This is a genomic window from Streptomyces sp. NPDC054047 (genome assembly GCF_055585065.1).
In genome coordinates, this window is the sequence record NZ_JBVJKV010000001.1 from 1,062,239 (window position 1) to 1,086,056 (window position 23,818).

The 23,818-nt window shown below is 72.0% G+C and carries 18 protein-coding genes; 8 read left to right on the forward strand and 10 right to left on the reverse strand.

All coding sequences use genetic code 11. From position 1 onward, the window contains the following. Nucleotides 1-35: 35 nt before the first annotated feature. Complete coding sequence (locus ACZ6ZP_RS04820) at nucleotides 36-1,226, reverse strand: MFS transporter (protein ID WP_361470182.1); 1,191 nt, start codon at nucleotides 1,224-1,226, stop codon at nucleotides 36-38. Between the two features lie 163 nt (nucleotides 1,227-1,389). On the opposite strand from ACZ6ZP_RS04820, the gene ACZ6ZP_RS04825 reads away from it, so the two are divergent. Continuing rightward, nucleotides 1,390-2,292, forward strand: coding sequence for a LysR family transcriptional regulator (locus ACZ6ZP_RS04825; RefSeq protein WP_469405533.1), 903 nt, complete (start codon nucleotides 1,390-1,392; stop codon nucleotides 2,290-2,292). On the opposite strand, the gene ACZ6ZP_RS04830 is transcribed toward ACZ6ZP_RS04825, so the two are convergent. After that, on the reverse strand, nucleotides 2,289-2,801 hold the full coding sequence (locus ACZ6ZP_RS04830) for a DUF1203 domain-containing protein (protein ID WP_469405534.1): 513 nt from the start codon (nucleotides 2,799-2,801) through the stop codon (nucleotides 2,289-2,291). The genes ACZ6ZP_RS04825 and ACZ6ZP_RS04830 overlap by 4 nt on opposite strands. A 374-nt stretch (nucleotides 2,802-3,175) precedes the next feature. After that, a complete protein-coding gene (locus tag ACZ6ZP_RS04835) occupies nucleotides 3,176-4,423 on the reverse strand; it encodes a flavin-dependent oxidoreductase (protein ID WP_351164505.1) in 1,248 nt (415 codons plus the stop codon). 227 nt (nucleotides 4,424-4,650) lie between these two features. On the opposite strand from ACZ6ZP_RS04835, the gene pepN reads away from it, so the two are divergent. Next, the gene (pepN, locus tag ACZ6ZP_RS04840) at nucleotides 4,651-7,218 is read left to right on the forward strand and encodes an aminopeptidase N (protein WP_351164506.1); all 2,568 of its coding nucleotides are present in this window, start codon (nucleotides 4,651-4,653) and stop codon (nucleotides 7,216-7,218) included. A gap of 447 nt (nucleotides 7,219-7,665) precedes the next feature. On the opposite strand, the gene ACZ6ZP_RS04845 is transcribed toward pepN, so the two are convergent. The 3 genes from ACZ6ZP_RS04845 to ACZ6ZP_RS04855 form a co-directional block, all read right to left on the reverse strand. After that, nucleotides 7,666-8,598 carry a LysR family transcriptional regulator gene (locus ACZ6ZP_RS04845; protein WP_469405537.1) on the reverse strand — a complete coding sequence of 311 codons (933 nt, stop codon included), beginning with the start codon at nucleotides 8,596-8,598 and terminating at the stop codon, nucleotides 7,666-7,668. A 75-nt stretch (nucleotides 8,599-8,673) separates the two neighbouring features. Beyond that, nucleotides 8,674-9,648 (reverse strand): DMT family transporter, encoded by a 975-nt coding sequence (locus ACZ6ZP_RS04850; protein ID WP_469405538.1) that lies wholly within the window; start codon nucleotides 9,646-9,648, stop codon nucleotides 8,674-8,676. Nucleotides 9,649-9,830: 182 nt separating this feature from the next. Next, nucleotides 9,831-11,318, reverse strand: coding sequence for an FAD-dependent monooxygenase (locus ACZ6ZP_RS04855; RefSeq protein ID WP_469405540.1), 1,488 nt, complete (start codon nucleotides 11,316-11,318; stop codon nucleotides 9,831-9,833). Nucleotides 11,319-11,417: 99 nt separating this feature from the next. Between ACZ6ZP_RS04855 and ACZ6ZP_RS04860 the strand changes: the two genes are divergently transcribed. Further along, nucleotides 11,418-12,041, forward strand: a complete 624-nt coding sequence (locus tag ACZ6ZP_RS04860) for a TetR/AcrR family transcriptional regulator (RefSeq protein ID WP_351164509.1) — start codon at nucleotides 11,418-11,420, stop codon at nucleotides 12,039-12,041. Nucleotides 12,042-12,147: 106 nt separating this feature from the next. Here ACZ6ZP_RS04860 and ACZ6ZP_RS04865 read toward each other — a convergent pair whose 3' ends face one another. The 3 genes from ACZ6ZP_RS04865 to ACZ6ZP_RS04875 are packed head-to-tail and all read right to left on the reverse strand — an operon-like array spanning nucleotide 12,148 to nucleotide 14,864. Next, nucleotides 12,148-12,387: a hypothetical protein gene (locus ACZ6ZP_RS04865; RefSeq protein WP_351164510.1), complete on the reverse strand. Its 240-nt coding sequence runs from the start codon at nucleotides 12,385-12,387 to the stop codon at nucleotides 12,148-12,150. A gap of 20 nt (nucleotides 12,388-12,407) precedes the next feature. Continuing rightward, nucleotides 12,408-14,627, reverse strand: coding sequence for a 4-alpha-glucanotransferase (gene malQ, locus ACZ6ZP_RS04870; RefSeq protein ID WP_469405542.1), 2,220 nt, complete (start codon nucleotides 14,625-14,627; stop codon nucleotides 12,408-12,410). Continuing rightward, complete coding sequence (locus ACZ6ZP_RS04875; RefSeq protein WP_351164512.1) at nucleotides 14,628-14,864, reverse strand: hypothetical protein; 237 nt, start codon at nucleotides 14,862-14,864, stop codon at nucleotides 14,628-14,630. It lies immediately after the preceding gene. Nucleotides 14,865-15,214: 350 nt separating this feature from the next. On the opposite strand from ACZ6ZP_RS04875, the gene ACZ6ZP_RS04880 reads away from it, so the two are divergent. Continuing rightward, complete coding sequence (locus tag ACZ6ZP_RS04880; protein WP_469405802.1) at nucleotides 15,215-18,181, forward strand: beta-N-acetylglucosaminidase domain-containing protein; 2,967 nt, start codon at nucleotides 15,215-15,217, stop codon at nucleotides 18,179-18,181. 46 nt (nucleotides 18,182-18,227) lie between these two features. On the opposite strand, the gene ACZ6ZP_RS04885 is transcribed toward ACZ6ZP_RS04880, so the two are convergent. After that, a complete protein-coding gene (locus tag ACZ6ZP_RS04885) occupies nucleotides 18,228-18,764 on the reverse strand; it encodes an HNH endonuclease (RefSeq protein WP_190080400.1) in 537 nt (178 codons plus the stop codon). Between the two features lie 266 nt (nucleotides 18,765-19,030). Here ACZ6ZP_RS04885 and ACZ6ZP_RS04890 point away from each other — a divergent pair, with 266 nt between their 5' ends. The 4 genes from ACZ6ZP_RS04890 (at nucleotide 19,031) to ACZ6ZP_RS04905 (ending at nucleotide 23,813) form a co-directional block, all read left to right on the forward strand. Continuing rightward, nucleotides 19,031-20,113, forward strand: coding sequence for a mechanosensitive ion channel family protein (locus ACZ6ZP_RS04890; protein ID WP_351164515.1), 1,083 nt, complete (start codon nucleotides 19,031-19,033; stop codon nucleotides 20,111-20,113). A 169-nt stretch (nucleotides 20,114-20,282) separates the two neighbouring features. Beyond that, nucleotides 20,283-21,446 carry an ROK family transcriptional regulator gene (locus ACZ6ZP_RS04895; RefSeq protein ID WP_351164517.1) on the forward strand — a complete coding sequence of 388 codons (1,164 nt, stop codon included), beginning with the start codon at nucleotides 20,283-20,285 and terminating at the stop codon, nucleotides 21,444-21,446. A gap of 75 nt (nucleotides 21,447-21,521) precedes the next feature. Continuing rightward, nucleotides 21,522-22,862: an ABC transporter substrate-binding protein gene (locus ACZ6ZP_RS04900; protein WP_399977325.1), complete on the forward strand. Its 1,341-nt coding sequence runs from the start codon at nucleotides 21,522-21,524 to the stop codon at nucleotides 22,860-22,862. 15 nt (nucleotides 22,863-22,877) lie between these two features. After that, nucleotides 22,878-23,813, forward strand: a complete 936-nt coding sequence (locus tag ACZ6ZP_RS04905) for a carbohydrate ABC transporter permease (protein WP_351164520.1) — start codon at nucleotides 22,878-22,880, stop codon at nucleotides 23,811-23,813. Nucleotides 23,814-23,818: the final 5 nt, after the last annotated feature.

The following is a 23,818-nucleotide window of genomic DNA, read 5'->3' on the forward strand; positions in this document are numbered from 1 at the left end:
GTCATACGTACGCCGCTGGGGGCGGGCACCGATCTCTACTCGGTGCCCGCCCCCTTCGCGCACCCCACGACCAGCAGCGCGAGCGCCGCGAGGCCGCCCCCCAGCCACAGCACCTCCGTCGTCCCGAAGCCGTCCGCGACCAGGCCGCCGGTCAGCGCGCCCAGGGCGATCGCCGCGTTGAACACCCCGGCGAAGAGCGCCGACGCCGCCTCACGGGCGCCGGGGGCCGCGGCGAGCACCCAGTGCTGGGTGGAGACGGAGACCCCGCCGTAGGCCAGGCCCCACGCGACGAGGAGCGCCACCGACGCGACGAGCGAGCCGCCCGCGGGCCCGAGCAGCAGGACCACGGCGGTCAGCCCGGCCGAGATGGCGAGCAGCGCCCGGCGCGGATCGCGGGCCGCGAGCGCGCCGCCCGCGAAATTGCCGACGATGCCCGCGATCCCGTACACGAGGAGCAGCCCGCTGATCAGCCCGGCGCCCAGGTCGGGCACTCGCTCCAGGACGGGCCTGACGTAGGTGTAGGCCGCGAAGTGTCCGGTCACCAGAAGCAGCACCACCAGCAGCCCCGCCCGCAGCCGCGCTCCCCGCAGCAGCCCGGGGAACGTGCCGAGCCGTACGGCCGCCGAAGCGGGCAGCGGCGGAAGCACCGCCGCGAGCAGCCCGGCGACCGCGAGCGCGAACGCCCCCATCACCGCGAACGCCCAGCGCCAGCCCGCGAGTTCACCGAGGAACGTACCGGCGGGGACGCCGAGCACGGACGCCACCGCGATCCCGCTGAAGATCACCGTGGTGGCCCGCCCCGCGGCCTCCTCCCGCACGAGCCGTACGCCGAGCCCGGCCGCGATCGCCCACACGCCCCCGATGCAGACCCCCACGAGCACCCGCGCGGCGAGCAGCACGCCGAAGGCGGGCGCGAGCGCGGCCAGGAGGTTGGCGGCGGCGAGCAGGACCATCAGCGCGCACAGCACCGTCCGCCGGTCGGCACGCCGCACGGCCACCGGCAGGAGGAGAGCGGCGAGCGCCGCGACGACGCCGGGCAGCGTGACGGTCAGGCCCGCGGTCCCGTCGGAGACGCCGAGCCCGGAGGAGAGGGAGGTGAGGAGGCCGACCGGCAGCATTTCCGTGGTGACGACGGAGAAGGTGGTGGCGGCGACGGTGAGGACGGAGAGCGGCAGGCGGCGCCGCGGCTCGGCGAGTTCAGGGAGTGTGTGCGGGGTGGCGTTCATGGGGTCAAGCCTTCGCCGGGCGCCCGCGGGGAACAACGGCGAAGATCTCATCCTTGAATGAGCGAGGCTCATCGATGCGTGAATGCGTGGATGCGTCGTTGCGTAATTGCGTCGTTGCGTCGTCGCCTCGTTGCGAAGGCTCATGGTCGAGGGAGTGTGCGGGTTGAGCGGGCTTGAGATACGGGAGCTGGAGTGCTTCATCGCGCTCGCCGACGAGCTGCACTTCGGCCGTGCGGGCGAGCGGCTCTACGTGTCGCAGAGCCGCGTCAGCCAGTTGCTGCGCGACCTGGAGCGGCGGATCGGCACGCGGCTCGTGGAGCGGTCGAGCCGGCGGGTGCGCCTGACTCCGGCGGGCGAGCGGTTCCTGGCCGAACTGCGCCCGGCGTACGAGAGGTTGAGCGCCACGGTGGACGCGGCGCGGGAGTCGGCGCGGGGTGTCACGGGGCGGCTGCGGATCGGCTTCCAGGGGACGGCGGACGCGCGCCTGATGGGGGCGATCGCCGACTTCCAGGAGCGGCATCCGGGGTGTGTGACGGAGATCGTGGAGGTGCCGTTCGCGGATCCCTTCGGGGCGGTGCGGCACGGGGACGTGGACACGGCGATCGTGCTGCTGCCGGTCGAGGAGCCGGACCTGGTGCTCGGCCCGCTCTTCTCCCGCCAGCAGCAGACGGTCGCGGTGTCGGTACGCCATCCCTTCGCGGGCCGCGGGTCGCTGGACGCGGCCGAGCTGGCGGGGCTGCCGCTGATCTCCGCGACGGCTCCGGCCCCCGCGTACTGGCGCGCGGCGCAGGCCCCCTCTCCCGTCCCCGCACCGGAGGTGCGCACCCTCCAGGAGGGCCTGACGCTGGTCGCGGCCGAGCGGGGGGCGATGCTGCTGTGCCGCCCCACCGCGGAGTACCACGGCCGGCGTGACGTCACGTTCGTGCCGGTGGAGGGGGTGCCGGACTCGGTGCTCGGGATGGTGTGGCGGCGGGACGAGGAGACGGAGCGGGTGCGGGCGTTCGCGCGGGCGGTGGGGGCAGGGGGCTCGGTGAGGGCAGTGGGCTCGGTCGGGACGCTCGCCTAAGGGCGGCGGACCTCGAAGTGGAAGCAGCCGTACTCGACGGCCCTGACGTGCACGAGGGCTACGTCCGGGTCGGCGAAGGCCTCCGCGAAGGCGGCGTCGAAGCCTTCCGTGGCCGGGTCCGGGATCTCCATCAGGCGACCGCCGACGATGTGGCCTTCGGCGTTGTAGCGGCGCAGGGTGCGGAGGGCTCCGGGGCGGGCGAAGGGGTAACCCTGCCCGGGGGTGGGGCCCTCGCAGTCCTGCGCGTGGATGAAGACGGGGCCCTGCTCGTCGTAGGCACCGGGGGTGGCACCGGTCTCCGCGGCCCAGCGGCGCAGGGGCGCGTACGAGACGAGGGCGACGCGTTCGCCGGGGGCGGTGGGGCGCAGGCAGCAGCGGAGGGGGTCGCCGCCTTCCGTGTCCACGTAGGGGGTGCAGGGGCGGGCGGCGTCGTCTGTGGTGCGGAGTTGGGCGAGGGCGGTGGGGGTGATGGGGAGCGGGGCGTAGGTCGTGGTTGGGGTTGCGTTCATGTTCCGAGGGTCGCGCGTGCGGGTGGGTGGGGGCTGGCGGGTTTCAGACGTTGCTCTTCCCCCACCCCGCCCCTTCCCGAAAACCCGCTCTGGCGCGGGGGCCTTGGTGGCCCTCCATCACCGGCTCCGCCGAGTTCGTCCTCAAACGCCGGACGGGCTGGAGGTCCAGCCCTCCGGCGTTTGAGGAGCGGGGGTCTGGGGGCGGAGTCCCCGGGTCTGTGGCCGGAGCGGGTGCCCACCCAGGGTTTGGCCCCCGGGCTGTATTTCAGCCCCTCCGGCGTGTGAGGAGCGGGGTCTGGGGCGGAGCCCCAGCTAGGCCCCCGCGCCGAGCGGGTTTTCGGGAAGGGGTGGGGTTGGGGATCAAACAAAGACCGCTACCAAAGCCCCCGCATACGCCGATACCCCTCCCCCAAACCCCCCAACTCCTCCCCCGTCAGGACATCCTCCACCCGCACGAACCCCTCCGGCGCCCTCTCCGCCACCGCCCGCAGCACCTCGTCCACCGGCATCGCCCGATTGGCCAGGGCCACGGCGTTGGCGGGGCCCCACCTCTCCGCCTCGTACGCCCGCAGGCCGCTCACCCGGTCCGCCCCGGCATGAGCCACGCACCGCGCGAGCACCCGCGCGTCAAGGACCGCCTCCGAGCCCCCGCTCGACCCCACGGGGTACATCGGATGCGCCGCGTCGCCCAGCAGCGTCACGGGGCCGCGGCCCCACCACGGCAGGGGGTCGCGGTCCACCATCGGGTACTCCAGGATCCGGCTCCTCGCCCCGGTCGCGGCAAGGAGCGCGGGCACGTCCAGGTCCCCGATCCGCCAACCCGAGAAGTGCGGAAGGACATCGGACAGGCGGCCCGAGCGGTTCCAGTCCACCGGGCCCGGCGCCCCGTGGTGATGTCTCGGAAAGCGCACCTCCGCCACCCAGTTGAGCAGCGCACGCCCCCGCGTCTCCGCCTCCCGCGAGATCGGGTAGACGACGAGCTTCACGGTCGCGTTGCTGCCCGCGAACGCCATCGTGCGGCCGCCGAGCACCGGGTCCCACTCGGTGACGCCCCGCCACATCCGGATGCCGTTCCACAGCGGCGGGCCCTCGCCGGGGTGCAGCCGGGCCCGCACCGCCGAGTACAGCCCGTCGGCGCCGATCAGGGCCCGCACCGGCACCGCGAACTCCCGCCCGCGCCGCACGTCCCGCAGGGTCACCCGCAGCGCCCCCGAGCCCTCCGGCTCGGCGTACCGCACGAAGGCCGTACCGGTCTGGACAGCGTTGTCACCGAGGCGGTCGCGCACCGCGTCGAGGAGGATCAGCTGGAGCGCGCCGCGGTGCAGGGAGTACTGCGGCCAGTGGTGGCCGCGGGCGAGGCCGAGGGGCTCGCCCCAGATGTGGTTGCCGTGCCGGTCGAAGTGGACCGTCTCGGCGGTCGGCACGGCCGTGGCCGCCAGCTCGGCGCCCAGGCCCAGGTCCGTCAACTCCCGTACCGCGTGCGGCAGAAGGTTGATGCCGACCCCGACGGGCCGCAGCGCGTCCACCGCGTCGATGACCCGCACCCCGATGCCCGCCGCGTGCAGGCTGAGCGCGGCGGTCAGGCCGCCGATGCCCGCTCCCGCGACGAGTACGTCGATCATGCGGCGCACCTCGCGCCACGTAATCGCGGTAATCGCGGTAGTCGCCGTGACCGTCTGAGTCCCATGGACGCTCCCCCCGGGGCGTGTGTCGACGCGCGGATGCTAGCGGCACGGCAGCCCGCGAACAATGCCGCATGACGGTCCTCGGACAATGCCCGGCCCCGTCCGCTGACCCACGTGGAAGGATGGCTGGAAACGCCACAAGTCGTACCTGAGGAGATGAACGCGTGCCCGGCACCAATCTGACCCGCGAAGAGGCGCAGCAGCGGGCGAAGCTGCTCACCGTTGACTCGTACGAGATCGACCTCGACCTCTCCGGCGCGCAAGCGGGCGGCACCTACCGGTCGGTGACCACGGTGCGCTTCGACTCCGCCGAGGCGGGCGCCGAGACGTTCATCGACCTGGTCGCCCCCGCGGTCCACGAGGCCGTCCTGAACGGCCGCTCGCTGGACGTGGCCGCCGTCTTCCGTGACTCGCGCATCGCGCTGAAGCACCTGGAGGCGGGGCCGAACGAGCTGAAGGTCGTCGCCGACTGCGACTACACCAACACGGGCGAGGGCCTGCACCGGTTCGTCGACCCGGTCGACGAGCAGGCCTATCTCTACACGCAGTTCGAGGTCCCGGACGCGCGCCGTGTCTTCGCCTCGTTCGAGCAGCCCGATCTCAAGGCGACGTTCCAGTTCACCGTGAAGGCGCCGTCCGGCTGGACGGTCGTCTCGAATTCGCCGACGCCCGAGCCCAGCGGTGATGTCTGGGTCTTCGAGCCGACGCCGCGGATGTCGACGTACATCACGGCGCTCATCGTCGGTCCGTATCACTCGGTCCACAGCTCGTACGAGGGTCCTGGCGGCCAGTCGGTTCCGCTCGGCATCTACTGCCGTCCCTCGCTCGCCGAGTTCCTCGACTCGGACGCGATCTTCGAGGTGACGCGGCAGGGCTTCGACTGGTTCCAGGAGAAGTTCGACTACGCGTACCCCTTCGCCAAGTACGACCAGCTCTTCGTGCCGGAGTTCAACGCGGGCGCGATGGAGAACGCGGGAGCGGTGACCATCCGCGACCAGTACGTGTTCCGTTCGAAGGTGACGGACGCGGCGTACGAGACGCGCGCGGAGACCATCCTCCACGAGCTGGCCCACATGTGGTTCGGCGACCTGGTGACGATGGAGTGGTGGAACGACCTCTGGCTGAACGAGTCGTTCGCGACGTACACGTCCATCGCCTGCCAGGCGTACGCGGAGAACTCGCGCTGGCCGCACTCGTGGACGACGTTCGCCAACTCCATGAAGACGTGGGCGTACCGCCAGGACCAGCTGCCGTCGACGCACCCGATCATGGCGGACATCCGTGACCTCGACGACGTCCTGGTCAACTTCGACGGCATCACGTACGCCAAGGGCGCGAGCGTCCTGAAGCAACTGGTGGCGTACGTCGGCATGGACGAGTTCTTCCGGGGCGTGCAGGCGTACTTCAAGGCGCACGCGTTCGGGAACACGCGCCTGTCCGATCTGCTCGGCGCGCTCGAGGAGACCAGCGGGCGCGACCTGAAGACGTGGTCGAAGAAGTGGCTGGAGACGGCGGGCATCAACATCCTGCGTCCGGTGGTGGACGTGGACACGACGGGCAAGATCACGTCGTTCGCGGTGAAACAGGAGGCCCCGGCGCTGCCCGCCGGCGCGAAGGGCGAACCGACACTGCGCCCGCACCGGATCGCGATCGGCCTGTACGACCTCGACGAGGAGAGCGGCAAGCTGCTGCGCACGGACCGCGTGGAGCTGGACGTGGACGGCGAACTGACGGCGGTGGACGCGCTGGTGGGCCGTGAGCGCCCGGACGTGATCCTCCTGAACGACGACGACCTCTCGTACGCGAAGGTGCGCATGGACGCGGAGTCCCTCGCCTTCGTGACGGAGCACATCGGTGACTTCGAGGCGTCGCTGCCGCGTGCGCTGTCGTGGGCGTCGGCGTGGGACATGACGCGGGACGCGGAGCTGCCCACGCGCGACTACCTCTCGCTCGTCCTCTCCGGCATCGCCAAGGAGTCGGACATCGGGGTCGTGCAGTCCCTGCACCGCCAGGTGAAGCTGGCGCTCGACCTGTACGCGGCGCCGGCCGGGCGTGCCGAGGCGCTGGCCCGCTGGACCGAGGCCACGCTCTCGCACCTCCGCTCGGCGGAGCCGGGCAGCGACCACCAGCTGGCGTGGGCGCGGGCGTTCGCGGCGACGGCACGCACGGAGGAGCAGCTGACGCTCCTGGAGGACCTCGTCTCGGGCAAGCAGTCGATCGAGGGCCTCGCGGTGGACACGGAGCTGCGCTGGGCCCTCGTGCACCGGCTCGCGTCGACGGGCCGGCTCGACGAGGCCGGGATCACGGCGGAGCTGGACCGCGACAAGACGGCCGCGGGCGAGCGGCACGCCGCCGCGGCGCGGGCGGCGCGGCCCACGCCGGAGGCGAAGGCGGAGGCATGGGCCTCGGTCGTGGAGTCCGACAAGCTCCCGAACGCGATCCAGGAGTCCGTGATCGGCGGCTTCGTCCAGACGGACCAGCGCGAACTCCTCGCTCCGTACGCGGAGAAGTTCTTCGCGGCGGTCAAGGGAGCGTGGGACTCGCGCTCGCACGAGATGGCGCAGCAGATCGCGGTGGGCCTCTACCCCTCGCTCCAGGTGTCCCGGTCCACGCTGGACGCGACGGACGCGTGGCTGGCATCCGCCGACCCTTCGGCCGCCCTCCGCCGCCTGATCACGGAGTCCCGAGCAGGCATCGAACGAGCCCTGCGGGCGCAGGCGGCGGACGTGTAGTCCGGGCTGCGCGTTGCGCCGGCGGCGGGCTGCGGCACATGTGGTCTGCCGCAGCCCCCGCAGCCGCGGGACGGCTGCCCCTTTCCCTTCCCGCGCTCCGCGCGGACCTTTCCCACCCACCCACCCGAGCACCCCGCAGCAACGGGGCCCGCGCGAAAAGGGCAATCGGGCGGGCGGGAGAGATCCGCGCGCAGCGCGGGAAGACCGGTGGCGGCCCGCAGACAAACACCCGGCCACCATGCGACCGCCGGGCAATCGGGCGGGCGGGCGGGAGAGACCCGCGCGCAGCGCGGCAAGGCCGGACACGACCCGCAGACGAAGACCCGGCCACCATGCGGCTGTGGGGCGCGGGGGAGACATCCGCGCGCAGCGCGGGAAGGCCGGCGGCTCGCAGGCGAAGACCCGGCCACCGAAGCCGCGGCGCGCCCCCGGCGCAGAGGGGAGCCCCTATTCCGCCCCCGCCCCCGCCCCCGCCCCCCGCGAGGGAACCGCCGCCCGAAGCGCCGACAAGACCCTGCTGACCCCCGCACCCCCGGCGGCCCCCCGCCGCACCGCCGCCACCACATGGCGGCGGGGCCGGTCGGCGGAGAGTTCTCGCATCACCACGCCGTCACGGCGGACCGCCGCCATCCGCGGGACCAGGGCCACCCCCATCCCCGCCTCCACCATCGCCAGGATCGCCGTCCAGCCGGAGGCGGAATGCGCCTGCTCCGGCGTGAAGCCGGCCCCCTCGCACGCCGCCCGCGTGATCTCCGACCAGGGACCGCTGCCCCCGAAGATCCACGGCTCCCCGGCCAGGTCGGAGAGGCGGAGCCCCTCGGCCTCCGCCAGCGCGTGATCCCCCGGGAGCGCCACGTCCAGCGGGTCCGCAAGCAGTGACTCCCGCGTGAAGCGCGTGTCCGCGTCCGCAGCCGCGGGCGCCGTCACCGCCAGCGAAAGGGCCACGTCCACCTCCCCCGCGGCCAGCAACTCGTACGCCTCCGCCGCCTCCACCTCACGCACCCGCACCGAGATCCCCGGCGCCGCCGCCCGCAGCTCCCGCACCGCGGGGACGACGAGCGCGGGCACCGCGGTGGAGAAGGCCCCGACGCGTACCTCCCCCGCCTCGCCCTGCGCGTACGCAGCCAACTCCGCGTCGGCCAGCTCCAGTTGGGCGAAGACCGCCTCCGCGTGCCGGAGCACGAGATGCGCCGCGTCCGTCAGGCGCACCCGGCGGCCGTGCGCCTCAAGGAGCGGCACCCCCAGCTGCTTCGCGAGGTTGGACAGCTGCTGTGACACCGCCGACGGCGTCATCTGCAGCGTCCGCGCCGTCGCCGTGACCGTGCCCCGCTCGCTCAACGTACGCAGGATCTGCAGCTTCTTGATGTCCCACTCGCTCATGGAGTCAACGTACCGACTGGTCAGGAGAGGTTTTCCCACCGGCCGCACCAGACCCACGGGCCGCACCGGACGCCCCTACTTCTTCGCACGCGCCGCGCCCAGCACGACCCCGCCCAGGATCAGCCCCATGCACATCACCTGGAGCCACCCCATCGCCTCGCCGAGCACCGCGAAGGAGAGCAGGGCGACGCACACCGGCTGGAGGTAGTAGATGACCCCGGCGCGGGCGGCGCCGATGATCGAGATCGCCTTGTTCCAGGCGAAGAAGGCGATCGCGGACGAGACGACACCGACGTACAGGAGCGGGGAGACCGTCCCGACGGTCGGCGTGAAGCCGCCCTGCAGCACGAAGCTGGCCACGAACACCGGAAGCAGCATCAGCGCGCCGAGCGTGAACGTCGCGAAGAGGAACGGCAGTCCGCCGATCTCGGCGGGCTTGCGCTTGAGCAGGGCGCTGTACGAGCCGAAGGAGACGGCCCCCGCGATCACCCACAGGTCGCCCACCGCGAAGTCCATGGAGAGCGATCCCCCGGAGACGAGGACCAGGACGCCCGCGCAGGCGATCAGCATGCCCGTCACCCGGCGCGCCCCGAGCCTCGCGCCGCCGAGGCGTTCGTACACCGCCATCAGGACCGGCGACGCCGCCATGATCATGCCCATGTTGCCCGCGGTGGTGGTCACGCCCGCCTGGTTCACCAGGGTGTTGTAGACGGTGACGCCGAGGAGGGAGGCCAGGAGCAGGAAGCCGATGTGCTTGCGGAGCAGGGCCCGCTGCCGCCACGTCTGGCGCGCCGCGAACGGCGCCACCGCCACGATCGCGATGATCCACCGCCAGAACGCGTGCTGAATGGGCGGCACGCTGTCGGCCAGCGCACGCGAGGTGACGAAGCTGCCCGACCAGACGACGGTGGCGAGCGCCGCCAGGGCGAGGCCGAGGCCGATGGGGCCCGCGGCCCGCTGCCTCTTGCTCGCCGCCGCCGTCGGCACCGCCGTCGGCACCGACGGCACCGCCGCGGTGTGGATGGGGGTCGTCCGGTCCAGGACAGTCACTGATATCCCTTTTCTCTCTCCCGATCGGCCCGGGAAAACACGAGCCCCGCCGAGGTGGGCACCACCGGCGGGGATCTCTTGGCTGATCTCTTGGTTGGTTGCGGGACTACCGTCGCACCCCCACACCCATCAGGTCCATCGAATCTTTTCGAGGATTCTTTGAAGTTCTTCTGAACGATTACTTATCGAACGATCCTCGCGAGGGCCGCCCGGACCTCCCCCGCGTCCGCCTCGTCGGCCGCCCACGCCACGTATCCGTCGGGGCGGACGAGGACGGTCGTACGCCGGCCACTCGCCCAGCGCGTCACGACCGCACGCCCCGCGTCGTACTCCGCGCCCACCGGAGCGATCAGCACGAACTTGCCCGCGCGCAGAGCCTCGTAGAGCCGCCCCTCCTTGAGCGCGACGTCCGGGGCGCGGTGCCCGGTCAGGCGGTGGGCCCCCTTCGGGGCGGGATAGGTGTAGCCGATGCCGGTGATCTGGCCGATCGCCTTGTCGCGGATCGGGGTCACGGCGCCGATGAAGGACGCGAGCACGGCGCGGGCCGCGATCGACCACGGGCGCTTGGCCATCGCCAGCCGCACGATCCCGCCGCTGCTGCGCAGGACCGCCTTGCCGATGGGGTGCCGCTCGGACTGGTAGGTGTCCAACAGGCCTTCAGGGGCCCGGCCCTCGACCGCCGCCACCAGCTTCCAGCTCAGGTTCACGGCGTCCTGCAGGCCGGTGTTCATGCCCTGGGCGCCCGCCGGGGTGTGCACGTGCGCGGCGTCCCCGGCGAGGAAGACCCGGCCGACCCGGTAGGCGGGCGCCTGCCGCTCGTCGCTGTGGAAGCGGGACATCCAGCGGGCGTCGTGCATGCCGTAGTCACGGCCGAGCGCGAGGCGGGTGATCTCCTTGACCTCTTCGAGGTCGAGGGGCTCGCTGTCGGGGACGTTGTGGGCGCGGTTCCAGCCGATGACGCGGTAATAGCCGTCGGCGAAGGGCGCGATGAAGGCGAAGGCGTCACCGGCGGCGTTCACGGTGAGGACCGAGGCGGGCTTCTCGGCGAGCTTCACGTCGGCGAGGACGAGCGATCGGATGACGGACTTCCCGGGGAAGGGCAGGCCGATCGCCTTGCGGACCGGGCTGTGCAGTCCGTCGGCGCCGACCGCGTACGCGGCCCGCAGTGTGCTAGACCCGCCGCCGGGACCCCGGACTTCGAGGCTCACGCCGTCCGCGTCCTGGGTGAGCCCGGCGACCTCGCTCTCGTACCGGAAGTCGACGCCGGCCGCGATCGCCCGCCGTTCGAGGACCCGCTCCACCTCGTACTGCGGCAGGACCAGGAGGTGGTTGTAGCGCGAGGGCAGCTTGTCCAGGCCCACCTCCAGGCGGCCGAAGAGGCGCAGGCGGTCCAGCGCCTTGCCCTTGACCTCCAGTTCGTCGGCGAGGCCGCGCGCGTCGAACTGTTCGAGGGTGCGGGCGTGCAGCACCAGGGCGCGCGAGAGGTTGCTGATCCCGTGCGGCCGCTTCTCCAGCAGGGTGACCCGGATGCCCGCGGCCGCCAGGTCCCCGGCGAGCAGCAGTCCGGTGGGGCCGGAGCCGACGACGATCACTGCGGGGCCCTCGGCGCCGGTCGGGTCCTGGGTAGCACCCTGAGTCGTGCCCTTAGTCGTGCCCTGGGTTCCGTTCATGGCGGCCTCCTAGTGCCAACAACTGTTGGTCAACGCTTGTTGGCTAACGTAGGGCCGCCGTCATGGACTGTCAACACATGTTGGCCTACGCTTGTTGGCATGACTGAAAGCGCACCCGATCCAGCGAACGAACCGGCGAACGAACCGGCGAACGAACCTGCCGCCGCGCCACCCCGCCGCTCCGACGCGACCCGCGGCGCGATCCTCGCCGCCGCCCGCGAGCGGTTCGCCGCCGACGGCTACGAGCGCGCCACCATCCGCGCCATCGCCAAGGACGCGCGGATCGATCCGTCGATGGTGATGCGCTATTACGGCAACAAGGAGGGCCTGTTCGCCGCGGCCGTCTCCATCGATCTGCGGCTGCCCGATCTCACCGCGGTGGCGCGCGAGGACATCGGGCGCGCCCTGGTGACGCACTTCCTCGACGTCTGGGAGAACGACGGGGTGCTGACCGCGATGCTGCGCGTCGGCATCACGAACACGGCGGGCGCCGAGCGCATGCAGGGGATCTTCAGGGACCAGCTGCTGCCGGTCGCGCGCCGCGTCTGCCCCGATCCCGCCGACGCCCCCGCGCGGGCCGGGCTCTGCGCCTCACAGATCCTCGGCATGGCGCTGACCCGCTATGTGCTGCGGTTCCCGCCCGCGGTCGCGCTGTCCGGCGCGGAGCTGGCGGACTGGGTCGGGCCGACGGTCCAGCGCTACCTCACGGCCGAGCGACCGTGAGGGCATGCCGCCACCCGACGTACGCGCAGGGGGCCCTCCGTCGGCACGCACGCATGCGTACGTCGACGAAGAGCCCCCTACGGAGAACTCTTGAAGCGGAGTGGCGTCAGCCCTTCTTCTCCTGCTTGCGGGTCTTGTCACCGACCATGACGAGGCCCGCGATCACCAGGAACAGCACGATGGGCGCCGCGACATAGAGGCCGAGCGTGTCGATCACGCTCAGGCCGGGACCCGGGTCGTCACCGTCGTCGCGCGTGAGCGCGAGCGCGGGGGACGACATGAGCAGCATCATCAGCGTCGTACCGGAAGCCAGGGCGCCGGCGCGCAGGGCGTTCTTCTTGTCCACGGTGCCAACGTAGCGAACTGCTAAACGGGCCGCGCGCCCGGGGGTGCCGTACGGGGTCTCCCGCGGGTGCGGAACACGTCCATGAACGCGTGCAGGCGCGGTGAGGCGGCCAGTTCCTCCAGGGTGACGGGGCGCCCCTCGGCGTCGGCGATGGGCAGCCGCCAGTTGGGGTACTGGTCCCAGGTGCCGGGGAGGTTCTGCGGGCGGCGGTCACCGACCGCGTCCGGCAGCCAGACGCCGACCATGCGGGCCGGGGTGGCGAGCAGGAAGCGGTGGACGGCGCGGATCTCCTCCTGCTCGTGTCCACCGCCGCCGGGCAGCATCCCGAGGCGGGAGAGCAGCGCGAGCCACTCCGACACGTCGGCCGCGGCCTCGGCCTGCTCGACGGCCACGGGGCGGGTCAACAGGCCGAGCCGGTCGCGGAGTTGGACGTGCTCGCCGGTGATGCGGGCCGCGGTGGACGGCAGGTCGTGGGTGGTGGCGGTGGCCAGGCAGTCAGCGCGCCACCGCTCGGGCGGCAGCGGGCGCCCCGTGCCGGTCCAGTCCCGCTCGAACCAGAGCACGGAGGTGCCCAGCACGCCGTGCCGCTGGAGGGTCTCCCGGACGCCGGGCTCCACGGTGCCGAGGTCCTCGCCGATGACGAGGGCGCCCGCGCGGTGCGCCTCCAGGGCGAGGATCGCGAGCATCGCGTCGGCGTCGTACCGGACATACGTTCCCTCGGTGGGCGCGCGGCCTTCGGGTACCCACCAGAGCCGGAAGAGCCCCATCACGTGGTCGATGCGGATCGCGCCCGCGTGCCGGAGCAGTCCGCGCAGGAGGGCGCGGTAGGGGGCGTACCCGGACTCGGCGAGGCGGTCGGGGCGCCAGGGCGGAAGGCCCCAGTCCTGGCCGCGCGCGTTGAACGCGTCCGGCGGGGCGCCCGCCGACATGCCCGCCGCGAAGTGCCGCTGCTGCGCCCAGGCGTCGGCTCCTGCCGGGTGCACGCCCACCGCGAGGTCGTGCACGAGGCCGATGTCCATGCCCGCGTCGCGTGCGGAGCGCTGCGCGGCGCCGAGTTGGGCGTCGGTGAGCCAGGCGAGACGGCAGTGGAAGTCCACCCGGTCCATCAACTCGCGGCGGGCGCGGGAGGTCTGGGGTGATGCGGGGTCGCGCAGGGGTTCGGGCCAGGTGTGCCAGTCGGGGCCGTGCCGCTCGGCCAGCGCGTACCACGTGGCGTGGTCCTCGAGGGCTTCGCCGTGCTCGGCGAGGAAGTCGTTGTAGGCGGCGCGGCGTCCGGGGCCGAGCGGGACCTCGCGGATCAGCTCCAGGGCCTTGAGCTTGAGCGTCCAGACCGCGTCACGGTCGATCAACTGGCCCTGCTGGAGTACGGATTCGCGCAGCGCGGCGGCTCGGCGCGTGAGGTGGGCGGCCAGGTCGCGGGCCTCGCCGTCCAGGTGGGCGTACTCGGGAACGTCCTCGACGCGGAGGTAGACGGGGTCGGGGAAGCGGCGCGACGAAGGGCGGTACGGAGAGGGGTCGGACGACCCGTCCAGCGGCTTCGGAACCGCCGCGTGCAGGGGATTGACCTGTACGAATCCCGCACGCAGGGCCCGCCCGGACCAGGCGGCGAGCTCGGCCAGGTCCCCGAGGTCGCCCATGCCCCAGGAGCGGCGGGAGAGGAGGGAGTAGAGCTGGACGAGCACTCCGTACGTCTTCTCGCGCGGGGGCGGCAGGCGGTACGGGGCGACGATCAAGTGGGCGGTGGCCGCGCGGGCTTCGGGGCCCGGCGTCGTGGCCCGCAGCGTGTGCACGCCCAGGGGCAGCGCGCCGTCCGGGGAATCCGCGCCCGGCGGGACCTCGTCCGGCCCGGGCGACTCCCACTCCAGCCGCTCCCCCCACTCCGTCTCCACGCACACCCGCGTGCCCGGCGGCAGCCCTGACCACGGCGGGGGCGCCGGAGGGCCGCCCTGCCACACCACCACCGTCGGTGGCAGCAGCCGGGCGCTCAGCTCCGTCTCACGGGCCGTGAGGGCGCGCCGCACCGCCTCGGGGGTGCTCGCGTCCACGTCGAGGGCGGCCAGGGCCGCGATCACCGCGGCGTCGGTGGCCGGAACCGTTCGGTCCGGGGACGGGGAGTAAGAGGTCGCCACGCCGTGCAGGGCCGCGAGGCGGGAAAGTCCGGTGGGGCCGGTGGGGCCGGTGGGGCCGGTGGTGGTTCCGGTGGGTCCGGTGGTGGGTCCGGTCGCTCCGGGTGGGGCCATTTAGACCCCCATGTAGGCCAGGCCCGACGCGGTGCCGGTGGAGGTCGGCTCGCTGGTCAGCGGGGCGGCGTCGGCGAGCGGAGGCTCGCTGGTCAGGGGTGCGGCGTCGGCCAGCGGGGGCTCGCTGGTCAGGGGCGGCTCGAGGCAGCCGCAGGCGCAGGATCCGTCGAGACCGGAGTCAGGACCGGAGACCTGTTTGGAGAGAGCGGAGAGGAGGAGGTTCGCGGAAGCGGGCACGTAAGGCTCCAATGTCAGGGGGCAGGTCTTCGGCAGCCCTACCCAATGCGCGGGATCGCAGACATATCCGTTGTATGAACGTGCGCGCACTCACATTCGTTTCCCTGGGTGGGGGTCCGGACGCAAGATCTTCCTTTCCCCCGGGTCTGCGTCCCTTCCCGCATCCGGGGAGTTCATTCCAGCCCCGTCGGCGCCGGAGGGCGAATCCGCCAATGTCACAGGGAAGAAAACCCCCACAACACCCACGCCCGTTGACACCCCCGCCACGCGAGTGGTGGGCTCAGTGACACCCTGAGACAACCAGCGCACCACACGTGATCACCAGGACGAGGGACAACGAGGAGAGGGCCGTGCAACTGCGGCGCAGGAAAGGCGCGGCGGCCATCGCCGTCGCCGTCATCGCAGGCGCCCTCGGTGGCGCCCCCGGCGCCGTCGCCGCCCCCGGCCTCCCCGGAAAGCCCGGCACCCCCGCCACGTCCCCGGACGACGACCGGGAGAGCGACGGCACCCTCCCCCCGGTCTGGCCCCGCCCCCAGTCGATGACCGCGGCCGGTGCTTCGGTCACCGTCACGGACGAGGTCGTCCTTGCCACCGGCCAGGACCCGGACCCGTACGCCATGGACGCCCTGCGCACGCTCCTGCGCGACGCGGGCGCCCGCAGGATCACGGAGGTGAAGGACGCCGATCAGCTCCCCGCGGGGAGCGGGCGCCTCGTCGTCCGCGCCGACGGCGTGCGCGCCGACCAGGCACTGCGCACCCTCGGCGCCCGTGCACGGGGCGACCTCCCGTCCGGCGGCTACCGCCTGGCGGTGGGCCGGATCGGCGGCCAGGACACCGTCGCCCTCGCGGGCGCGGGTGATGACGGCCTCTTCCACGGCGTGCAGACCCTGCGCCAGCTGATCACCAAGAGCGCAGGCGGCAGGAGCACCGTCCCCGGAGTCCAGATCCGCGACTGGCCCGGCACGGCGGTGCGCGGCATGACGGAGGGCTTCTACGGCACTCCGTGGACCCGCGAGCAGCGCCTGGACCAGCTGGACTTCATGGGCCGCACGAAGCAGAACCGCTACCTGTACGCGCCCGGCGACGACCTCTACCGCCAGGCGCGCTGGCGCGAGCCCTACCCCGCCGACCAGCGCGCCGACTTCCGCGCCCTCGCCGAGCGGGCCGAGCGCAACCACGTGACGCTCGCCTGGGCCGTCGCCCCCGGCCAGGCCATGTGCATGTCGTCCGACAAGGACATCAAGGCCCTGAACCGCAAGATCGACGCGATGTGGGCCCTTGGCGTGCGCGCCTTCCAGCTTCAGTTCCAGGACGTCAGCTACAGCGAGTGGCACTGCGAGGCGGACGCCGAGGCCTTCGGTTCGGGGCCCGACGCCGCGGCGAAGGCGCAGTCCCGCGTCGCCAACGCCGTCTCCGCGCACCTGGCCGAGCGCCACCCCGGCGCGAAGCCGCTCTCGCTGATGCCCACGGAGTACTACCAGGACGGCTCCACCGAGTACCGCGACGCGATCGCGGACCGGCTCGACCACCGCGTCGAGGTGGCGTGGACCGGCGTCGGCGTGGTCCCCAAGACCATCACCGGGCGTGAACTGGCGGGCGCCCGCAAGGCGTTCGGCTCGCATCCGCTCGTGACGATGGACAACTACCCCGTCAACGACTTCGCGCAGGACCGTATCTTCCTGGGCCCCTACACCGGCCGTGAGCCCGCCGTGGCCACCGGCTCGGCCGCGCTGCTCGGCAACGCCATGGAGCAGCCCTCCGCGTCCCGCATCCCGCTGTTCACCGCCGCCGACTACGCCTGGAATCCCCGCGCCTACCGTCCCCACGAGTCCTGGCTCGCCGCGATCGACGACCTCTCGGGCGGCGACGCGAAGGCGCGGGGCGCCCTGCGGGCCCTCGCGGGCAATGACGCCTCCTCCGTGCTCGGCGCCGACGAATCGGCGTATCTGCGCCCGCTCATGGACGACTTCTGGCGCGCGCGCACGACGACGGACACCGCCCGCATCGGAAAGTCCGGGCAGGCCCTGCGGGACGCCTTCACCATCATGAAGGAGGCGCCGCGGCGGCTCGCCGGCAGCGATCTCGACACCGAGGTACGGCCCTGGGTCGAGCAGCTGGCGCGCTACGGGGAAGCCGGCGAGACGGCGGTCGACATGCTGCGCGCGCAGTCCACCGGAGACGGCGCGGCAGCCTGGCGCGCCTCGCGCACCCTGGCCGGGCTCCAGAAGGACCTGAGGGCCGGCCGGGTGACCGTCGGCAAGGGCGTCCTCGCCCCCTTCCTGACGCGGTCGCAGAAGGCGTACGAGACGTGGGCGGGGCTCGACAGCGAGCAGGCGTCGGACCGCGCGACGGTCCGCATCCCGCGCGCCCGCCCCCTCACGGCGGTGACCGCGCTGACCGACCCCGGCACCAAGGGCAGCATCGAGGCCCACGTCCCGGGCGAGGGCTGGCGCCGCATCGGCGCCCTGTCCGCCAGCGGCTTCACCGAGGCCGAGCCCGCGAAGCCCGCCGGACGGAAGGACTCCGCCCCCCGCGCCGACGCCGTGCGCGTCACGGTCACCGAGGGCACGGTCCGCCACGTCGTCCCCTGGTACGCCGACGCCCCCGAGGCCCGCTTCTCGCTGGCCCGCACCGAGGCGGACGTGGAGATCGGCGGCGGCCCGCAGCGGGTCACGGCGAAGCTGCTCTCCCTGCGCCCCGGCGACGTACAGGGCAAGGTCACGGCGGAGGCGCCCAAGGGCGTCGAGGTGCGCACCCCGGAGAAGTCGACGCTGCCGCGCGGCGCGCAGGTGGACGTCCCGCTCGACGTCACCGTCCCCGCGGGCACGCGTTCGGGGACGTACGAGATCCCGGTCACCTTCGAGGGCCAGACCAGGACGGTCTCGATCCGCGCCTACCCGCGCACCGGCGGGCGCGACCTGGCGCGCGGCGCGAAGGCGTCCTCGTCGGGCGACGAGACGAAGGACTTCCCGGCGTCCGGCGCCAACGACGGCGACCCGGCGACCCGCTGGTCCTCGCCGGTGGAGGACGGCGCCTGGTGGCAGCTGGAGCTCGACGAGCCGGTCAGGCTCGGCCAGGTCGTCCTGCGCTGGCAGGACGCGTACGCGGCGGGCTACCGCGTGCAGACCTCCGCCGACGGGAAGACCTGGCGCACGGCGGCGACCGTGAAGGACGGCAAGGGCGGCCGCGAGGCGGTCCGCATGGACGCCCGTGACACCCGCTACATCCGGGTGCAGGGCGACAAGAGGGCCACGCGCTTCGGCTACTCGCTCTGGTCGGTGGAGGCCTACGCGGTCGCCACGGCCGCCGACGAGTGACGGAGGCCGTGGCGCGTCTCACGTACAACAGAGCCCGGATCGATTCCTAGGCGGAAATGCCATCGATCCGGGCCATCGCGTCGTCCGCGCCGAACGGCTGCAAGTACGGCAGCCAGCGCGGATCCCTGTGCCCGGTCCCGATGATGCGCCACGCGAGCCCCGAGGGCGGCGCGGGCTTGTGACGCAGGCGCCACCCCAGCTCCAGGAGATGGCGGTCCGCCTTGGTGTGGTTGCAGCGGCGGCAGGACGCCACCACGTTCTCCCAGGCGTGCTGACCGCCACGGCTCTTCGGAATGACGTGGTCGACGCTGGTTGCGACGCCACCGCAGTACATGCACCGACCGCCGTCGCGGGCGAAGAGCGCCCGCCTGGTCAGAGGAACGGGCCCCCTGTAAGGGACCCGGACGAACCGCTTGAGGCGGACCACGCTGGGTGCGGGGACGGTGCGCGTTGCGCTGTGCATGAAGGCGCCGGATTCCTCGAGGCAGAGAGCCTTGTTCTCCAGGACGAGGACGAGCGCGCGGCGGAGCGGTACGACACCCAATGGCTCGTACGACGCATTGAGGACCAGGACGTGCGGCACGGATGCCTCCTATTACGCCGGCGGCGCGTGGCTCGCGCCGGGACGATCTGTAGCCAGTCTCCCCTCATGCCTGGTCCAAGCGCCACCATGTGCCGGTAACGGGCTCGGAGTGTTTTCGACCACACCTGTGCGACACCCTCATCTTCCCCAGGTGAGCACTGTCTCTCCCTCGAACATGACAACGATCCACACACAATGCCCCGTTAGTGTGGTGACTCTGCCCGGTGCATCTCCTGGGCAGGCCGCTATGCCTGGAGGTACCTGCCGTGTTCCTGTCCGTCCTGTCAGCAGCCGGAACGGACCCGGACGACAAGACGACGCCGAAGTCCCCGACCTTGGAAGACGCCCAGGAGAGCGCGACGAACGCCGCCAGCTGGGTCGAGCAGAACTGGTCGGCGTGGCTGGGCATCGGGCTCCGCATCCTGCTGATCGTCGCGGTCGCCGTCGTCCTTCGCGTGGTCATCCGGCGTTCCATCACCAAGCTCATAGATCGCATGAACCGCACGGCGCAGTCCGTGAACGGCACGGCGCTCGGCGGGCTCCTCGTGAACGTGGAGCGCCGCCGCCAGCGCTCCCAGGCCATCGGCTCGGTGCTGCGCTCGGTGGCGTCGTTCCTGATCCTGGGCACGGCCGCCCTGATGATCCTGGGCACGTTCCAGATCAACCTCGCCCCGCTGCTCGCCTCGGCGGGTGTCGCGGGTGTGGCGATCGGTTTCGGCGCCCGCAACCTGGTCACGGACTTCCTCTCCGGCGTCTTCATGATCCTGGAGGACCAGTACGGCGTGGGTGACTCGATCGACGCGGGCGTGGCGTCCGGCGAGGTGATCGAGGTCGGCCTGCGCGTGACCAAGCTGCGCGGCGACAACGGCGAGATCTGGTACGTCCGCAACGGCGAGGTCAAGCGCATCGGCAACCTCAGCCAGGGCTGGTCCACGGCGGGCGTGGACGTCACGGTCCGCCCGGACGAGGACCTGGAGAAGGTGCAGGCGAAGCTGATCGAGGTCGGCGAGGCCATGGCCAAGGACGAGCCGTGGAACGAGCGCCTCTGGGGCCCGGTCGAGGTGCTCGGCCTGGACAGCGTGCTGCTCGACTCGATGGTCGTCAGGGTGTCGGCGAAGACCATGCCGGGCAACGCCCTGGGTGTGGAGCGCGAGCTGCGCTGGCGCATCAAGCGGGCCTTCGACGAGGCGGGCATCCGCATCGTGGGCGGCCTCCCGCTGCAGGCGACGGAGGAGGCCGCGGCCGATCCGTCGGCGGGCGTCGCGGCGCCCTCGGCGTACGCGTCGGCGACCTCGCCGCAGTCCCTTGCGGCCTCGCCGATAGCCCCGCCGCCGAACCTGTCGAAGTAGGACCGCCCGGCCCCAGCCGCACCCCGTGCAACGCCACGCCCCCGCAGGTAACGACTTGGTTGCCGCGGGGGCGTTCGCTATTGACGCCTCATTCACGCCAGCCGTACGGTCCTCACGAATTGGAAAGTTTCCTAACAGTTAACCGGGCAGCCGAAGGACAGGGGTCGTCATGGCAGCAGCAGGCAGCACTCCTGGGACCCCGGGCACGCCGAGCGTCCTGCGCGCGATGAACGACCGGGCAGTGCTCGACCTCCTCGTCGCGCACGGCCCCCTCACCCGCACCCGCATCGGTGAGCTGACCGGGCTCTCCAAGCCCACCACCTCGCAGCTCCTGGGACGCCTGGAGAGCGCGGGCCTCGTGCACACCACCGGCAGCCTCAGCGGACGCCCAGGCCCCAACGCCCTGCTGTACGAGATCGACCCGGGCGCCGGACACGTCGCCGCGCTCTCCGCCGACCCCACCGGGATCACCGCGCTCGTCGCCGACATCACCGGCACCGTCCTGGGCCAGGCGCGCGTCGAGGCGGACGCCGTGGCCGAGGACGTGCGCCACCGCACCGCGCAGCTGGTCACCGAGGCCGTCGACGAGGCGCTGCGCCAGGCGGGCCTGGGCCACGACGACCTGCGGGCGGCGGTGATCGGCACCCCCGGCGCCATCGACCCGCAGACGGGTGAACTGCGGTACGCCCCGCACCTGCCCGGCTGGCACTCGCGGACGCTGCGCGACGATCTCGCCGCCGTCCTCGGCACGCCCGTGGTCATCGAGAACGACGTGAACCTGGCGGCCGTCGCCGAGCAGTACGAGGGCGCCGCCCAGGACAACGACAACTACGTCCTGACCTGGCTCGACGAGGGCGTCGGCGCCGCCATCGTGCTCGGCGGCACCCTGCTGCGCGGCGCGACCGGCGGCGCGGGCGAGATCGGCTACATGCCGCTGCCGGGCGCGCCGCTGGTGCGCGGCGGCGCGCAGAGCGGCGACGGCGGCTTCGAGAGCCTCGTCTCCGCCTACGTCGTGCGTGAACTCACCGGCGGCGGCGCGACGTTGGACGAGGTCATGGCCGACGACACCGCGCTCGACGAGGTCGCGCGGCGCATCGCCACCGGCATCGCCGCGGTCGTCGCCGTCGTCGACCCCGAACTCGTCGTGCTCTCCGGCTCGGTGGCCCAGGCGGGCGGCGACAAGCTGCGCGTCAGGGTCGAGGAGGAGCTGACCGGGCTCGCGCTGCCCCGGCCGCAGATCCGCATCAGCGAACTCGACGGCGACCCCATCCTGACCGGCGCCCTGCGCTCGGCCCTCACCCAGGCCCGCGACCAGGTCTTCGACACGGCCTGAGCACGTCCCGCACTCCCGCAGTCCTCCCCAGTCCTCCCGCACCTCAACTCCCCTCCCCCGTAAAGGAAGTCCGCCATGCCGCGATGGCGCATGCCCACCTGCGCGTCCGCGGCGCTCGCCGCAGCCGGTCTCTTGCTCTCCGGCTGCGCCAACCCGAGCGTCGGCAGCGCGAACGACGACCCGACCAAGCCGGTCACCCTGAAGTTCTGGCACGGCTGGTCGACGCCCGGCGAGGTCAAGGCCGTCAACGACAGCATCGACCGCTTCGAGAAGCTGCACCCGAACATCAAGGTGAAGGCCACCGGGAACGTCTCCGACGAGACCGTCAACCAGGCCCTGCGGGCGGGCGGCGACAAGGCCCCTGACGTGGTGTCGTCCTTCACCACCAACAACGTGGGCCAGTACTGCGAATCCGGGATGTGGGCGGACCTCGATCCGTTCATGAGGAAGACCGGCCTCGACAAGCACAAGGTCTTCCCCAAGACCCTGCTCGACTACACGAGTTACCGGGGCACGCAGTGCGCCCTGCCGCTGCTCGCGGACGCCTTCGGGATGTACTACAACAAGGACGCCTACAAGGAGGCGGGCATCGAGCGCCCGCCGCGCACGATGTCCGAGTTCGAGAAGGTCGCGAAGAAGCTGACCGTGCGCAGCGGCAGGAACGGGTACAAGCGCGTCGGGTTCATGCCCAGCTTCCGCTTCTACCAGAACAGTCCGGACCGCCTCTTCGCACAGTGGGGCCCCGCGTACTTCGACGCCGAGGGCAAGTCGCGCCTGGCGAAAGAGCCCTCGACGTACAAGTTCTTCAAGACGACCGGCCGACTCGCCGCCGCGCAGGGCGGGTTCAACGATCTCGAGAAGTTCCGGATGACCTTCGGCGACGAGATGTCCAGCCAGAACGCCTTCCTGACCGGCAAGGTGGCCATGCTCCTGGACGGTGAGTGGCGCGGTCTGATGCTGGACGAGGCGAAGGCGGACTTCGACTGGGGCGTGGCGCCGCTGCCCGTCCCCGACGACCAGGCCGACACCTACGGGCGCGGCTTCATCACCGGCACCGTCGCCGGGATCGCGCACAGCAGCAAGCACCAGAACGCCGCGTGGGAGCTGGTGAGGTTCCTGACCGCGGACACCGACCAGGTCGTGAACTTCGCGAACGCCATCCACAACGTGCCCTCCACGTTCGCGGCGCTCAAGTCGCCGCGCCTGGACGCCGATCCGGCCTTCCGGGCCTTCTTCGACATCCTGGAGAACAAGCACAGCAAGGCCCTGCCGCCCTCCGTGAACGGCGGCGCCTACGTCGTCTCGCTCGGGGACTTCTCGTACGCCGTCGAGGCCGGCCGCGTGGGTGATCTGCGAGGGCGCCTGAAGAAGCTCGACGAGCAGATAGACGCCGACAACCTCCAGTCGAAGAGCTGAGCTGAGGACCCCGCCATGGCACTTTCCCTCTCCAACCCGGCGCGCCGCAGACTGCGCACGATCGGCTTCCTCTCCCCCTGGCTCGTCGGCTTCAGCGTCTTCTTCGCCTACCCGCTGATCGCCACCGTCTACTTCTCGTTCATGCACTACAACCAGATCAAGGAGCCCACCTTCGTGGGCCTGCGGAACTGGACGTACGTGTTCGAGCAGATGCCCCTGTTCGGCCCGGCCCTGTGGAACACCCTCTGGCTGGTGGTGGTCATGGTGGCCGTGCGGGTGGTCTTCGGACTCTCGCTCGGACTGCTCGTCACGAAGATCAAGACGGGCGCCGGCTTCTTCCGCACCGCCTTCTACATCCCGTACCTCGCCCCGCCGGTGGCCGCCACCGTCGCCTTCGTCTTCCTGCTCAACCCGGGCACGGGCCCGGTGAACGAGATCCTCGGCTCGATCGGGATCTCCGGGCCCAACTGGTTCAACGACCCGGACACCGCCAAGCCCTCGCTCGTGCTGCTCTCCCTGTGGGGCATCGGCGACCTGATGGTGATCTTCATGGCGTCGCTGCTCGACGTGCCGAAGGAGCAGTACGAGGCCGCGGACCTGGACGGCGCGGGGTCCTGGTCCAAGTTCCGCTACGTGACCTGGCCCGCGATCACGCCGATCGTGATGTTCGCGGTGGTCACGGGCGTCGTGCAGACCATGCAGTACTACACGCAGGCCCTGGTCGCGGGGAAGGTCGCCTCCGGCGTCAACATCGGCCCCGGCTCGGTGATCCAGCCCGGCTACCCGGACCACTCGACCCTCACGGTCCCCCAGCTCGTCTACTCGATGGGCTTCCAGAACTTCAACACCGGTGCCGCGTGCGTGCTCTCGCTCGTGCTCTTCGCCATCGCCATGGCCGTCACGCTGCTCCTGATGCGCAAGCGCTCCGGACTGCTCGCGGCGGAGGACTGAGGATT